Source organism: Thiomonas sp. (assembly GCF_034007205.1).
In the GTDB taxonomy this organism is placed as follows: domain Bacteria; phylum Pseudomonadota; class Gammaproteobacteria; order Burkholderiales; family Burkholderiaceae_C; genus Thiomonas.
The window spans coordinates 177919-190955 of the sequence record NZ_JAVERI010000004.1; the positions used below are offsets into that span (position 1 = coordinate 177919).

Consider the following 13037-nt stretch of genomic DNA (forward strand, 5'->3'; position numbering starts at 1 on the left):
TACAATATAACATCCATGAACAGCGCGACCTTGTCTTTCACCGAGCCGCTCGTCGCCCTGGAGGGCATCCAGGTACAGCGCAACGGCAACACGTTGCTTGCCGACGTGAGCCTGCGCGTGCTGCCGCGCCAGATCGTGACCCTGGTCGGCCCGAACGGGGCGGGCAAGACCACGCTGGTGCGCGTGCTGCTCGGCCTGATCGCGCCGGACCGCGGCACCGTGCAGCGCCGCAGCGGGTTGCGCGTGGGTTATGTGCCGCAGCGCTTCACGCCGCCGCCGAGCCTGCCGATGGATGTGGACGGCTTTCTTCGCCTTGCGGGGCCAAGCACCGAGCGGCAGCGCCAGCAGACGCTGGCCGACAACGGCGCCGGCGACCTGCTGCGGCGGCCGCTGCGGGCACTCTCCGGCGGGGAAATGCAGCGGGTACTGCTCGCCCGGGCGCTGCTCAGGCAGCCCGATCTGCTGGTGCTCGACGAGCCGGCGCAAGGGCTCGATGTGCAGGGGCAGCAGGAGTTCTATGCGCTCATCGCCCGCCTGCGCGACACCACGGGCTGCGGCGTGCTGCTGATCTCGCACGATCTGCATCTGGTCATGGCCGCCACCGACGAGGTGGTCTGTCTGGAACGCCATGTGTGCTGCGTCGGCCGGCCGGAAGACATCGGCGAGCACCCCGAATATCAGCGCCTGTTCGGGCGCGATCTGGCCGGGCTGGCGGTCTACCGGCATCGGCACGATCATCATCACGATCTGCACGGCAATATCGTGGCCGATGCGACAGATGAAGGAGATACGCCATGACGGAATTGCTGCTGCCCGATTTCGTCTGGCGCGCCTTGCTCGGCGGCGTGGGCGTGGCCCTGCTGGCCGGGCCGCTGGGCTGCTTCGTGGTGTGGCGCCGCATGGCCTATTTCGGTGAAACCCTGGCGCACTCGGCCTTTCTCGGCGTGGCGCTGGGGCTGTTGCTGCATCTCGATCCCGTCATCGGCGTGCTCGCGGTAAGCGTGGTCATCGCCCTCGTTCTGGCGCGGCGCAAACCAGCCGAAGGCATCGCCGAGGACACGCTGCTGGGCCTTCTGGCGCACGCCAGCCTGGCGCTGGGGCTGGTGGTGCTGGCTTTCATGGAAGATGTGCGCGTCGATCTGTTTTCCTACCTGTTCGGCGACATCCTGGCGCTGCGGGCAGCCGACCTGGGCTGGATCGTGCTGATCGACGTCGTCGGCCTGTCGCTGCTGGCATGGCTGTGGCAAGGGCTGCTGGCGCTGACGGTGCATGAGGAACTCGCCGCCGTGGAGGGCCGCCGCGTCAAAGCGCTGCAACTGGCGTTCATGCTGGTGCTGGCCGTATTCGTCGCCCTGGCGATGAAGCTCGTGGGCATTCTGCTCACGGTGGCCATGCTCATCATCCCGGCGGCGGCGGCGCGGCGGCTGGCGCGCACGCCGGTGCAGATGGCGCTGGGCGCGGCCTTCGTCGGGGCTGTGGCCGTGCTGCTGGGCCTGCTCGCCTCGCTGCATTCCGATCTGCCCACAGGCCCGGCCATCGTGGTCGCGGCGGCGCTGCTGTTCCTGATGCTGCGGGTGTTGCCGCAGCGCGGTTGAGCGCCCCCATTTCCGCAGACCGGGCAAGGATGTGCGCAGTCCGGGATAATCCGAGAACTCTTCTCAACTATGCCCCGGGCGGGCGGAGCCGAGCGGTTTCGGCGCAGCCCCACCCGTCACCCCATGAACAAACCCTTCGAAGCCATTCCAGACATTCAAAGCACTGTGGACGAGCGCCATATCGCGATCCAGCGGGTCGGGGTCAAGGGTTTGCGCTATCCCGTGGGTGTGCTGCTGCGCGATGGCAGCACGCACCCGAGCATCGCCCAGGTGACGGCCGATGTGGCGCTGCCCGCCGAGAAGAAGGGCACGCATATGTCGCGTTTCGTCGAATTGCTCGAGGCCATGCCCGCGGCGATGGACGCGCAGGCGTTTGCCGCGCTCACCCGGCAGATGCTGCCCAAGCTGGGCGCCGCGGCAGGACGGCTGGAATTCGCCTTCACGCTGTTTTTGCGCAAGACCGCGCCGGTCTCGGGGGTGCAAAGCCTGCTCGATTACGAGGCGGGGTGGGTCGCCGAAGCGCGCGGCGACCAGGTCAAGCTCACGGCCAGGGTCATGGTGCCGGTGAAATCGCTGTGCCCGTGCTCGAAGGAAATCTCGGATTACGGCGCGCACAACCAGCGCTCTCATGTCACCATCACGGCGGAGTTGCTGCGGCCGGTGGCGCTGGAAGAACTCATCCGCATCGCCGAGGAAGAAGCCTCTTGCGAGATCTGGGGCCTGCTCAAGCGCCCGGACGAGAAATACGTCACCGAGCACGCCTACGACAACCCCAAATTCGTCGAGGATCTGGTGCGCGATGTCGCCGCGCGCCTCAACGCCGATCCGCGCATCGGGCATTACGTGGCCGAGGCGGAGAACTTCGAGTCCATCCACAACCATTCGGCCTACGCGCTGATCGAGCGGGTCTGAGGCGGATCACTGCGCTTGACGCAAAGCCTTGAGCCGATAGAGGGTTTCAAGCGCCTGGCGCGGCGTCAGGGCGTCGGGGTCGAGCGCATCGAGTGCCTCGATCAGCGCCTGGTGCGCGGGGGCTGCCAGCGACTGCGGCTCGTCGGACTGTGAAGCTGCGGCAAACAGATCGAGCTGCGCCTCCTGCTGTTGATGCTGGCGTTCCAGCGCATCGAGCCGCCTGCGTGCATCGCGGATGACGGCGGGGGGCACCCCGGCGAGCTGGGCCACCTGCACGCCGTAGCTGCGGCTGGCCGGTCCCTCGCGCACTTCGTGCAGAAACACGATGCCCTGCGGCGTTTCCGTCGCGTCCACATGCACATTGGCCGCCTGCGGATGGCGCAGAGGCAGTTCCGTCAGTTCGAAATAATGCGTGGCGAACAGCGTGAGGCTGCGGTTGCGGTCATGCAACTGGGCGGCGATGGCTGCGGCCAGCGCCAGGCCGTCGAAGGTCGAGGTGCCGCGCCCCACCTCGTCCATCAGCACCAGGCTGCAGGAAGTCGCCTGCCGCAGAATCGCCGCGGTTTCGGCCATTTCGACCATGAAGGTCGATTGCCCGCCCGCCAGATCGTCCGAGGCGCCGATGCGGGTGAAAATCGCGTCCAGCGGGCCGATGCGCGCGCTGCGCGCCGGGACATGGCTGCCGAGGTAGGCGAGCAGGGCGATCAGCGCGGTCTGCCGCATATAGGTGGACTTGCCGCCCATGTTCGGCCCGGTGAGGATGAGCAGACGGCGCTGGTCGTCGAGCTGGCAGTCGTTGGGAATGAAGCGGTCGACGCGGCTTTCGATGACCGGGTGGCGGCCGCCCACGATGTCGATGCCCGGTGTGTCCGTGAGTTCCGGGCAGACCCAGCCGAAGGTGGTGGCACGTTCGGCCAGGGCCGCCAGGACGTCGAGCAGGGCGACGGCCTGCGCCGCGCGCCGAATGGGTGTCAGCGCCGGCTGCAGCGCCTCGATGACGCCCTCGAACAAAACCCTCTCTCGCGCCAGCGCGCGCTCCTGCGCCGAAAGCGCCTTGTCCTCGAAGGCCTTGAGTTCCGGGGTGATGTAGCGCTCGGCGCCTTTGAGCGTCTGCCTGCGGCGGTAGTCGTCGGGCACCTTGTCGGTCTGGCCGTGGGTGACTTCGATGAAAAACCCGTGCACCTTGTTGTATTGCACCCGCAGATTGGCGATGCCGGTGCGCGCGCGCTCGCGCTGCTCCAGCTCCATGAGATAGCTGCCGCAGTCGGTGTCGATGGCACGGAGTTCGTCGAGATCGGCATCGAAACCGGCGGCGATGACGCCGCCGTCGCGCAGGTTCAGCGCGGGCTCGGCGGCGATGGCGCGTTGCAGCAAGGCAGCCGGTTCGGGCGACAGATCGAGCTGGGCATCGATGGACTGCAGCAAGGCGCAGCGTTCGAACGCGGCGGCCTGGCTTCGCAGCGCAGGCAGGCGCAGCAGGCCGTCGCGCAACGCCGACAGCTCGCGCGGCCTGGCCTGCCTGAGCGCGATGCGCGCGGCGATGCGCTCCAGGTCGGCGATGCCGCGCAGGCTGGCGCGCAACGCGTTCAAGGGGCCGTCGATCAGTGCTTGCAGCGCGGCGTGGCGGGCGCGGGCGATGTCGGCGTCGCGCGGCGGGGCCTGCAGCCAGTCGCGCAGCAAGCGGCTGCCTGCGGCCGTCTGGCAGGTGTCCAGATGCGAATACAGCGTGGGGCTGTCGTCGCCGCGCAGGGGCTGGAGGATTTCGAGATTGCGGCGCGCCACGGCGTCCAGCCGCAGGCTCTGTTCGGCGCGCTCGACCTGCAGATCGGCCAACAGGGGCAAGGCGCCGCCCTGGGTCTGCTCGGCATAGGTCAACAGCGCGGCGGCGGCGGCGTGCGCGGCACCGAGGTGCTGTGCGCCGAAGCCGTCGAGATGCGCCACCTGCAACTGCGTGCAGAGTTTGCGCAGACCCAGCGCCGCATCGAAATGCCATTGCGGGCGCTCGGTCGTGCAGGGCCACGCCGCATCCTGGGGCAGGGCCTGACCTTGCGGCCACAGGATTTCGGCCGGGCCGATGCGCTCCAGCCAGTCGGACAGGGCGGCGGCATCGCACTGCGCCAGGGTGATGCCACCCCCGGTGAGCGCCATCCAGGCCAGCCCCCATTCGCCCCGGGCCGGCTTTGGCGGCGCGATGGCCAGCAGAATGGCGTCGCGCTTGTCGTCGAGCAGCGCCTGTTCGGTGAGTGTGCCGGGCGTGACCACGCGCACCACGCGGCGCTCGACCAATCCCTTGGCCTGCGCCGGATCGCCGATCTGCTCGCAGATCGCCGCCGATACCCCCAGCTTGACCAGCCGGGCCAGATAGCCGTCGAGCGCCTGCGCCGGCACCCCGGCCATGATGACCGGCTCGCCCGCCGACTGCCCGCGCCGCGTCAGCGTGATGTCGAGCAGGCGCGCGGCCTTTTCGGCATCTTCATAGAACAGCTCATAGAAATCGCCCATGCGACACAGCAGCAGCGTGCCGGGATGCTCCGCCTTCATGCGCAGGTATTGCTGCATCAAGGGGGTGTGCGAGGACAGGTCGGGGGAGGCGGGCATCGGGTGGCAGGGGCTCTGTGAGCCGGACATTTTGCCTGCAAGTGCTGCGTCTGGACAGGCACTCCCATTGCCTGGACATCGTTGCCTGTTTATCCAGGGTCGATCAGTCCCTGCGACCTTGAGGGTCAGCGAGCGCGCCGATGGTCGCTGGCAAAAAACGAAATGGCACGCTTGACACATTTTGAAATAAAAAAGAAAAATGCGAATCGTTCGTAAATGCTGTTCGCAACCGAAAGGACAAAGACGATGTGCAGAGGGAAGGGTTTTGAGAGCAGCAAAGGGTTTGGACGGACTGTAGCCCTGTCCGCCTTGCTCATGACGTGCCAGGCTCCGGTATTTGCCGACGAGCAACTGTTCGGCCATATCAAGGGCGCCGAGCCAATGCCCAGGGGCGCGATGGAAGTCGTGGGCTATGCCACGCACCGCTGGGACAAGGGTGCAGGCAGCTACGCCGCGACCGACTACAAGCTCGAGGTCGAACGCGGGTTGACCGACCGGCTGACCGGAGCGCTCTATCTGAAGGGCATGGGAATCGACACCTCGGGGCTGCGCATCGACGGCTATATGCCGGCCGACGAGAAGTATGCGTTCAAACTCTCCGGCGTCGAGGCGTCGCTCAAGTACGCCTTTCTCACCCCGGCCAAGGACGACATCGGCATCGCCGCCTACCTGTCGTTCAGCCGCGACTGGATCGATGCCCACTCAGGCCAGGACAAGGACAAGTACAACCTCGAGCTCAAGCTGCTCGCGCAGAAGTATTTCCTCGATGGTCAGGTCGTCTGGGCGGCCAATACCGGAATCGGTTCGACCTACGCCAAGCGCGGCGCGGTGACCCTGCCCTACCCGGATTTCGAATGGACCACCGATCCCGAAATGGAAATCGAGTACATGGTCGGCACCGGGCTGTCGTACCGCTTCGCTCCCAACTGGTACATCGGCGCCGAGGTGTTCTATGAAACCGAGTTCGAGACCGAGGTCGGGCAGGAGCGCTGGTCGGTCCAGGCAGGTCCCAGCCTGCATTACGGCGCGCGCGACTGGTGGTTCACGCTGAGCTGGCTACCGCAGATCAGCGGCGGCGGCGAGAAGTTCGCCGCGCAAAACGACCAGAACCTGCATCTGATCGAAAAGACCAAGCAGGAAGTCCGCCTCAAGGTCGGCTTCAACTTCTGAGGAGCGAGCGATGCGCAACATCCATCCGCTGCTTCTGCTGCCACTCGCGGCCGTGGTCGCTCCGGCCCACGCCAACGAATACCTGACCGTGCCGCAGGCGCAGAAGGCGCTGTTTCCCGAGGCCGACCGCTTCGTCGACGCCTCGGTGCTGCTGACCCGCGAGCAGCGCGCGGCGATCGAGAGCAAGTCCGGTCTCAAGCAGCGCTGGGACAAGCAGGACATCTGGCGCGCCGAAAAGGACGGCCGGCTGCTCGGCTGGTTCATCGTCGACAAGGTTGTCGGCAAGCACGAGTTCATCACCTACGCCGCGGCGCTGGAGCCCGAGGGACGGGTGCGCGGCGTCGAGGTGATGATTTTCAAGGAGACCTATGGCGACCAGATCCGGCAGGCGAGCTGGCGCAAGACCCTGCAGGGCAAGACCCTGGCCGATCCGTTCAAGCTCGACGAGGACGTGCCCAACATCAGCGGCGCGACGCTGTCCTGCCGCAATGTGATGAACGGCGTGAAGCGCCTGCTGGTGCTGCAGCAGGTGGTGCTGCAGGGGGCGCGCTGATGCGCTGCCGGCCGGACCTCGTGGCGATGCGGCGCATGCGTCCGGTGCTCGGCACCTGGGTCGAGATGCGGGTCGAAGGGCCGGCCGACCGGGTGGAGGCGGCGGTCGACGCCGCGTTCGCGCAGATCGCCGGAGTGCAGCAGCGGATGAGCTTTCACGATCCGCACAGCGCGCTCAGCCGGGTCAATCTGCAGGCGCATCGCAGAGTGCAGCAGGTCGATGCCTGGACCTGGCGGGTGCTGCGGCTGGCGCTGGCGCTGGCGCGCGCCAGCGGCGGGCTGTTCGACGTCACGGTCGGCGGCGAACTCGTGCGCCGCGGCGTGCTCCCCGACCACGGCTTCGGCGCCGTCGAGCCGCGGGGTGCGAGCGACGCCGTCGAACTCCTTCCGGGGCGCCGGGTCCGGCTTCGCCGGCCGGTGGTGCTGACCCTGGACGGAATCGCCAAGGGCTACGCCGTCGACCGGGCGGTGCGGGCGCTGCGCGCCGGCGGGATGACGCAGGGGGTGGTCAACGCCGGCGGCGACCTGCGCGCCTTCGGTAGCGCGGCGGTGCCGCTGGCGCTGCGCGACGCGCGCGGTAGGGTGCATACCGCCGGACAGGTGGTCAATGCCGCGGTCGCGAGTTCGATCATCGGCCAATCGGCGGCGCAGCGCGAACGCTACCCGGCCTGCCTGGTGCTGCCGGAAGCCGCCGGCGGTTCGCCTGATCCGGAGCATCGCGGCCCGGCGGTCTGGGCGGTGCAGGCGCGCCATTGCTGGAAGGCCGATGCGCTGACCAAGGTCGCGGCGCTGGCCGCGCCGGATCGGCGCGCAGCCTGTGTCGACCGGCTGGGCGGGCGGCTGCTCGGCGGGCAGGCACCGGACCGCGAGCGGAGCGCGGCGTGAGAACCTATCCACCGGGGTTCGCCACGGTGTTGCACTTCGCCCTGGCCGGATTGCTCGCCAGCGGCCTGCTGCTCGTTCCCGGCGCGCTGCAGATGCGGCTGGAGTGGAACTTGCCCTGGGCGCTGGGCGACGGCGCCAGGGTCTGGGTCGCGGCGACGCATGCGGCGTGCTTTTTCACCCTGCTGGCGCTGCTCGGCGCGGTGTGGACGGTGCATATGCGCGCAGGCTGGCTGCGCCGCGAAAACCGGCTCTCAGGTGCGGCGCTGCTGGCCGCCTTCGGCGTGCTGGCAGTCAGCGGACTCGGGCTGTATTACGCCGGCGGCGAAACCTTGCCGCGCTGGAGTGTCATCGCCCACCTTTTGGCTGGCAGTGCGGTTCCCGCGCTCTATGTCGCGCATCGGCTGGGGGCACGCGCGGCGGCGGCGCGGGCCTGGCCGGAGCGTGTGCGCAATCAGTCCGCAGCAGCGCGGGCGAGCACGGCGCGGATCGCGCCGTCGGCGTCGCACACGGTCTCGACCCGGTCGTAGGCCGGGTGCCTTTCCAGCAATTGCACCATGGCCGGGCCCTGGCCGAGGCCGACTTCCATGCCCAGCCAGCCCCCGGGGCGCAGCAGCGGCGGGGATTCGTGGATCAGCCGCATGAGAATGCGCACGCCGAACGGACCACCATCGAACGCCAGATGCGGTTCGTGCCCCACGATTTCATGCGGCATGGCGTCCATCCTGGCGGTGGAGATATAGGGCGGCAGCGAAACCACCATATCCACCTTGCCGTGGAATTCCGCGCCGAAGGGGGCGAGCAGATCGCCGGCATGCAGGCTGACGCGCTGGCTCAGCCCAAGGGTTTCCGTATTGGCGCGAGCCAGGTCGAGGGCGGTTTCGGAAATGTCGGCGCCATGCACCTGCGCCTGCGGCACGGCGTGCGCCAGCGCCAGAGCCAGATTGCCCGAGCCGCAGCACACGTCGATCACCACCGGGGGCGTTGCGGCTGCAGCGGCCATCTCACGCAGTTTTTGTGCAGCGATCTGGGCGAGCAATTCGCTCTCGGCGCGAGGAATGAGCGCTGCGGGCGAGGCGCGCAGTTCGATCTCCATGAAACGCTGCCAACCCGTGAGGTAGGCGACAGGTTCTCCGGCCATGCGGCGCGCGATCAGGCCGTCGAGCGCGGCAAGTCGCGCGGCGTCCAGCGCGACCAGTGGCGTTTCTGTCGCTGCGTGGATCGACATCGGGCGTCCGGCAGCGAGCAACCAGAGCGCGCGCAGGGCGGATATCGGCGTCTCTTCCGGTTTGTCGGGCAGGATGTCGAGGGCCTGGGTGAGCCGACTCAGGCGTTGTTCGAACGCGGCCTGCGCGTCCGGCCCGAGGGCTTGCAGATCGGGCGCGGGGTGGGCGGTCGATGCGGTGGCGTCGAGTTTCAAGAAGCGCTCTCCTGAGAAGGGTGAAAAACGGGCTCGACCAGCGCGGGACGGGCGTGCAGATAGCGGGTGGTGCGGCGCTTGGTGTCGATGTCGTTCAGCACGGCGGCGGCGCGTGGCTCTGAAATGCCCAGGGCCTCGGCCAGCTCCGCCGCGCCATGGCCGTGGTTGCGGGCCCACAGCGCCAGATCCATCTGATGCCAGGGCAGGGCGAAATAGAACTCGTCCTGACCCTGCGGCAGGCTGTAGGTGTCGGTGGTCGGGGCGGCGTTGCACACCGCTTCGGGCAGGCCGAGGTGCCGGGCCAGGGCGTAGACCTGGGTCTTGTAGAGGTGGGCGATGGGTTTGAGGTCGGCGGAGCCGTCGCCGTTTTTCACAAAAAAACCCTGGTCGTACTCCAGCCGGTTCGGGGTGCCGATGACCGCATGGTTCAGACGGTCGGCGTGGAAGTATTCGAGGGTTTTGCGCAGGCGCTGCTTGTGGTTGGTCGCGGCGACGATCTGCAGATACTCGCGCAGCGGCAGCCGCGCCTCATGCATCTGTCCGTCGGGCGACTGGGCGATGATCCTGAAATGGTTGATGCCGCCGTCCAGCCCGCCGGAGATGGCGAGTTTGATTTTCCATTGCGGGGTGTAGTCGGGCAGCACCGCGCGTACCGCTTCGTCGCGCCAGCGGTAGCAGCCGATGGCTTCCAGCGCGGGTGCGATGTTTTCCACCGCGTACGCGATGCCGAGTTGCTGCGCGACCTGTGCGCCCAGGCTGGCGCTGCTGTCCGACGAATCGCGCTCGGGCATCAGCAGGCCGAACACCCGCTTCGGCCCCAGGGCGCGCACGGCCAGCGCCGCGCACACCGAGCTGTCCACCCCGCCGGACAGACCCAGCACCACGCCGCGCTTGTTGAAGCCGCGCAGGGTGTGGACAAAAAAGTCAGCGATGCGCTGGATTTCCGCCTCACAGTCGATAGCGAGGACGGCGGCATTCAGCGCGGGGCGGGTCATGTTTCAAGCTGCCTGTTTGCGTTGCACATAGGCGGCGATGGCGGCCACGCTGTCGAGGTTGTCGGGCACCATTTCGATGTCGGCCACCTGAATGCCCCAGTTCTCTTCGAGGAAGAGGATGAGTTCGAGCACGCCGGTGGAGTCGAGGATGTGCAGGTCGAGCAGCGAGTCGGTGTCGCTGTAGTTCGTGTCGCGCGCGCCGAGCAGAAAGTTGCTGTCGATGTAGTCGCGGATTTTTTTCTGGATGTCGGACATGGGAATGAGGTCTCGATGAGAGCGGGAATGGAGAAATGGGGGGTCAGCGCAGATCGGTTTTTTTGATCTTTCCGGTATCGGTGCGGGGCAGCGCATCGACGAATTCGACGTATTTGGGCGCCATGAAGTTTTCGATGTGCGCCAGACAGTGCTTGATGACTTCGCGCTCGGTGAGCGCAGCGCCGGGTTTGCACACCACGAAGGCCTTGACCGCCTGGCCCAGCAGCGGGTCGTCCACGCCGATGACGGCGGCCTCGAACACGCCCTCCAGCGCATGCAGCACGTTTTCGACTTCGCGCGGGCTGACTTTCTCGCCCCGGCTTTTGATGATGTCGTCGCGCCGGGCGACGAAATACAGCCAGCCCTCTTCATCGGTGCGAAACAGATCGCCCGAATACAGCACCGTCTCGCCGGGAATCGGCCCGGGCCGCAGGCGCTGCGCGGTCTGCTCGGGCTTGCGCCAGTAGCCGCGCATCACATGGCTGCCGCGGATGACCAGCTCGCCCATGCTGCCGTTGGGCAGGCGGCGGCCCTCGTCATCGACCAGCCAGACTTCCTCATTGGGCATGCCCCGCCCGACGCTGCCGGGGCGCACATCGAGCTGCTCCGGCGGCAGGTAGCTCACCCGCTTGCACTCGGTCAGCCCGTACATGGAAAACAGCTTGGCCTGCGGAAACAGCGCACGGATTTGCGCGATCTGGGTTTGCGGCAGGGCCGCGGCGGTATTGGTGATCAGCCGCAGCGCCGACAGATCGAACTCATGCAGCGACTTGAGGTTGGTCAGCAGGGTGAACAGGGTCGGCACACCCGGGAACACCGTGACCCGCTCCCGCGCCATGTTGGCCAGCACCTGGACCGGAAAGGTGAACGAGCGTTCCAGCAGCACGGTGGCACCCAGGCTGAAGGCCATGAGCACCTGATACAGCCCATAGTCGAAGGCCAGCGGCAGGGCGCAGACGATGATGTCGCTCTGCCGCAGTCCGAGATAAGCGCGCACCGAACGCAGCGCGGTGAGCATGTTCAGGTGCGTGAGCATCACGCCTTTGGCATCCCCGGTGGAGCCCGAGGTGTAGATGATGGCGGCCAGATCCTGGTCGATCAGATCGGGCGGCGTGGGCGAGCAGGGTGCCTTGGGCAAGGCCGCCGGGAACGGGCGCTCGCGCGCATCGGGCGTGCCGACATCCGGCTTGCCCTGCGCATAGGTCGTGAGCAGGTAGCAGTGGCGCACGCTGCGGTTCTGCGCGAGCGCCGCGCGGCTGGTTTCGGCCAGTTCCTGCTGCGTGAGCAGGGCGCAGGCCTCGGCATCGTTGAGGATGTAGGCCAGCTTGTCGGCCTTGGTGAGGGTGTTGACCGGCATGAACACCGCGCCGATCTTGAGCACGGCGTAGATCGCCGCAACCATTTCCACGCAGTTGTCGAGAAACAGCGCCACCCGCTCGCCACGCTGCACGCCGTCGGCGCGCAGCGCCGCCGCAATGCCCTCCACCAGGTCCGCCAGATCGCCATAGCGGGTGGACACTCCCTCGCGCACGATGGCGCGATGTTCGGCAAGGACGGCGGCAGTCGTTTCGAAAGTGTGATGAAGCAGCATGGATGTCGATGAAAAACGGGATGGGCCAGCATACGGGTGAATGCGGTGGATACGGCACCCCGCAACCGGACGGGAAATGCCGGAATGTGATTTTTTTGGTGCCGACCGCAGGCGCGAGCGCAACGCCGTCCCGCTATGCTTGAACTTTGCATTCAAAGCGCGAGCATGGGACTGGGTCTTTACATCATCGGCGACGAAATCCTGTCGGGTAAACGGCAGGACAAACACTTCCCGCAGATTCTGGCGCTGCTCAAGGCGCGCGGGATGCGGCTGGACTGGGTGAGCTATCTGGGCGACGACCCAGCCCTGCTGACCGAGGCGTTTGCCGCGAGTTTTCGGCGCGGCGATGTGGCGCTGAGCTGCGGCGGCATTGGCGCCACGCCGGACGACCACACCCGGCAAAGCGCCGCAGCCGCGCTGGGTCTGCCGCTGGAACTGCATCCTGAAGCCAGGGCGCTGATTCAGCAGGTGGTCGTCGATGCCGGTCTGGGCGAGGTGGACTCCGCAGCCAACCGACAGCGTTTGCAGATGGGCATGTTCCCTCGTGGCAGCAGCATCATTCCCAACCCGTACAACCGCATTCCCGGCTTTTCCATCCGGCAGCATTACTTCGTGCCGGGTTTTCCGGTCATGGCATGGCCGATGCTGGAATGGGTGCTGAACGGGCCGCTGGCGCATCTGCATGGGCTGGGCCACCAGGCCGAGCGCGCGGTGATCGTGCGGCATGCGATGGAATCCGATCTCACGCCGCTGATGGAAGACATCGAACGGCGCTTTCCCGGCGTCAAGGTGTTCAGCCTTCCCAGTGTGGATCACCCGGTCTGGGGGCGGCACATCGAGCTTGGCGTCAAGGGCGGCCGGTCCGGTGTGGAACAAGCCTTCGAGTACCTCAAGGCGCACTTGCCGCAAGGAAGTTGGGAAGATGCACCAAAATGATTTCATGCGTACCAAAACAGTGCGAACGGCGCGAATGCACGGATATGGTGCCATCGTCCCAGGTTCAAATTCCTGCCGTTTCCTCACGACGGGCGCAATCGGTTTCAAACGATTCGGGCATGCTTTCTGCT

14 protein-coding genes are annotated in these 13037 nt (G+C 66.9%); 8 read left to right on the forward strand and 6 right to left on the reverse strand.

Annotated features, from left to right (window positions below):
* Positions 1 to 15: 15 nt before the first annotated feature.
* The 3 genes from RBR52_RS05190 to folE2 all read left to right on the forward strand — a co-directional run bounded on the left by RBR52_RS05190 (position 16) and on the right by folE2 (position 2507).
* Positions 16 to 798, forward strand: coding sequence for an ATP-binding cassette domain-containing protein (locus tag RBR52_RS05190; RefSeq protein WP_320376122.1), 783 nt, complete (start codon positions 16 to 18; stop codon positions 796 to 798).
* Positions 795 to 1595: a metal ABC transporter permease gene (locus RBR52_RS05195; RefSeq protein ID WP_320376123.1), complete on the forward strand. Its 801-nt coding sequence runs from the start codon at positions 795 to 797 to the stop codon at positions 1593 to 1595. Before RBR52_RS05190 ends, RBR52_RS05195 begins: the two co-directional genes overlap by 4 nt.
* Positions 1596 to 1718: 123 nt before the next feature.
* Positions 1719 to 2507 (forward strand): GTP cyclohydrolase FolE2, encoded by a 789-nt coding sequence (gene folE2, locus RBR52_RS05200; RefSeq protein WP_320376124.1) that lies wholly within the window; start codon positions 1719 to 1721, stop codon positions 2505 to 2507.
* A gap of 6 nt (positions 2508 to 2513) precedes the next feature.
* Here folE2 and mutS read toward each other — a convergent pair whose 3' ends face one another.
* Together mutS and RBR52_RS05210 are read right to left on the reverse strand one after the other, a co-directional pair.
* Entirely contained in the window at positions 2514 to 5135 is a 2622-nt protein-coding gene (gene mutS / locus RBR52_RS05205) for a DNA mismatch repair protein MutS (protein WP_413818292.1), read from the reverse strand.
* Between the two features lie 95 nt (positions 5136 to 5230).
* Positions 5231 to 5422 carry a hypothetical protein gene (locus RBR52_RS05210; RefSeq protein WP_320376126.1) on the reverse strand — a complete coding sequence of 64 codons (192 nt, stop codon included), beginning with the start codon at positions 5420 to 5422 and terminating at the stop codon, positions 5231 to 5233.
* Between RBR52_RS05210 and RBR52_RS05215 the strand changes: the two genes are divergently transcribed.
* Genes RBR52_RS05215 through RBR52_RS05230 form a run of 4 tightly spaced genes read left to right on the forward strand, consistent with a single transcriptional unit; the run spans position 5421 to position 8239 of the window.
* Complete coding sequence (locus RBR52_RS05215; protein WP_320376127.1) at positions 5421 to 6275, forward strand: DUF6662 family protein; 855 nt, start codon at positions 5421 to 5423, stop codon at positions 6273 to 6275. The two genes, RBR52_RS05210 and RBR52_RS05215, sit on opposite strands and share 2 nt — an antisense overlap.
* 10 nt (positions 6276 to 6285) lie before the next feature.
* Positions 6286 to 6828, forward strand: coding sequence for an FMN-binding protein (locus RBR52_RS05220; protein ID WP_320376128.1), 543 nt, complete (start codon positions 6286 to 6288; stop codon positions 6826 to 6828).
* 35 nt (positions 6829 to 6863) lie between these two features.
* Positions 6864 to 7712: an FAD:protein FMN transferase gene (locus RBR52_RS05225; RefSeq protein ID WP_320376129.1), complete on the forward strand. Its 849-nt coding sequence runs from the start codon at positions 6864 to 6866 to the stop codon at positions 7710 to 7712.
* Positions 7709 to 8239, forward strand: a complete 531-nt coding sequence (locus RBR52_RS05230; protein WP_320376130.1) for a hypothetical protein — start codon at positions 7709 to 7711, stop codon at positions 8237 to 8239. Before RBR52_RS05225 ends, RBR52_RS05230 begins: the two co-directional genes overlap by 4 nt.
* Here RBR52_RS05230 and prmC read toward each other — a convergent pair.
* The 4 genes from prmC to RBR52_RS05250 are packed head-to-tail and all read right to left on the reverse strand — an operon-like array spanning position 8164 to position 11970.
* A complete protein-coding gene (prmC, locus tag RBR52_RS05235; RefSeq protein WP_320376131.1) occupies positions 8164 to 9129 on the reverse strand; it encodes a peptide chain release factor N(5)-glutamine methyltransferase in 966 nt (321 codons plus the stop codon). The two genes, RBR52_RS05230 and prmC, sit on opposite strands and share 76 nt — an antisense overlap.
* Positions 9126 to 10124, reverse strand: a complete 999-nt coding sequence (gene nadE / locus RBR52_RS05240; protein WP_320376132.1) for an NAD(+) synthase — start codon at positions 10122 to 10124, stop codon at positions 9126 to 9128. The genes prmC and nadE overlap by 4 nt, the downstream gene beginning before the upstream one ends.
* A 3-nt stretch (positions 10125 to 10127) precedes the next feature.
* The gene (locus RBR52_RS05245) at positions 10128 to 10379 is read right to left on the reverse strand and encodes an acyl carrier protein (RefSeq protein ID WP_320376133.1); all 252 of its coding nucleotides are present in this window, start codon (positions 10377 to 10379) and stop codon (positions 10128 to 10130) included.
* Between the two features lie 43 nt (positions 10380 to 10422).
* Positions 10423 to 11970, reverse strand: a complete 1548-nt coding sequence (locus RBR52_RS05250) for a class I adenylate-forming enzyme family protein (protein ID WP_320376134.1) — start codon at positions 11968 to 11970, stop codon at positions 10423 to 10425.
* A 165-nt stretch (positions 11971 to 12135) separates the two neighbouring features.
* On the opposite strand from RBR52_RS05250, the gene RBR52_RS05255 reads away from it, so the two are divergent.
* Positions 12136 to 12906 (forward strand): competence/damage-inducible protein A, encoded by a 771-nt coding sequence (locus RBR52_RS05255; protein ID WP_320376135.1) that lies wholly within the window; start codon positions 12136 to 12138, stop codon positions 12904 to 12906.
* Positions 12907 to 13037 lie beyond the last annotated feature (131 nt).

Bases quoted from the DNA above. Each gene is read 5' to 3' on its own strand.
- RBR52_RS05220 (WP_320376128.1), top strand. From the start codon at position 6,286: ATGCGCAACATCCATCCGCTGCTTCTGCTGCCACTCGCGGCCGTGGTC.
- nadE (WP_320376132.1), bottom strand. From the start codon at position 10,124: ATGACCCGCCCCGCGCTGAATGCCGCCGTCCTCGCTATCGACTGTGAG.
- RBR52_RS05225 (WP_320376129.1), top strand. From the start codon at position 6,864: ATGCGTCCGGTGCTCGGCACCTGGGTCGAGATGCGGGTCGAAGGGCCG.
- folE2 (WP_320376124.1), top strand. From the start codon at position 1,719: ATGAACAAACCCTTCGAAGCCATTCCAGACATTCAAAGCACTGTGGAC.
- RBR52_RS05190 (WP_320376122.1), top strand. From the start codon at position 16: ATGAACAGCGCGACCTTGTCTTTCACCGAGCCGCTCGTCGCCCTGGAG.
- RBR52_RS05195 (WP_320376123.1), top strand. From the start codon at position 795: ATGACGGAATTGCTGCTGCCCGATTTCGTCTGGCGCGCCTTGCTCGGC.
- RBR52_RS05245 (WP_320376133.1), bottom strand. From the start codon at position 10,379: ATGTCCGACATCCAGAAAAAAATCCGCGACTACATCGACAGCAACTTT.
- RBR52_RS05250 (WP_320376134.1), bottom strand. From the start codon at position 11,970: ATGCTGCTTCATCACACTTTCGAAACGACTGCCGCCGTCCTTGCCGAA.
- RBR52_RS05215 (WP_320376127.1), top strand. From the start codon at position 5,421: ATGACGTGCCAGGCTCCGGTATTTGCCGACGAGCAACTGTTCGGCCAT.
- RBR52_RS05210 (WP_320376126.1), bottom strand. From the start codon at position 5,422: ATGAGCAAGGCGGACAGGGCTACAGTCCGTCCAAACCCTTTGCTGCTC.
- RBR52_RS05255 (WP_320376135.1), top strand. From the start codon at position 12,136: ATGGGACTGGGTCTTTACATCATCGGCGACGAAATCCTGTCGGGTAAA.
- mutS (WP_413818292.1), bottom strand. From the start codon at position 5,135: ATGTCCGGCTCACAGAGCCCCTGCCACCCGATGCCCGCCTCCCCCGAC.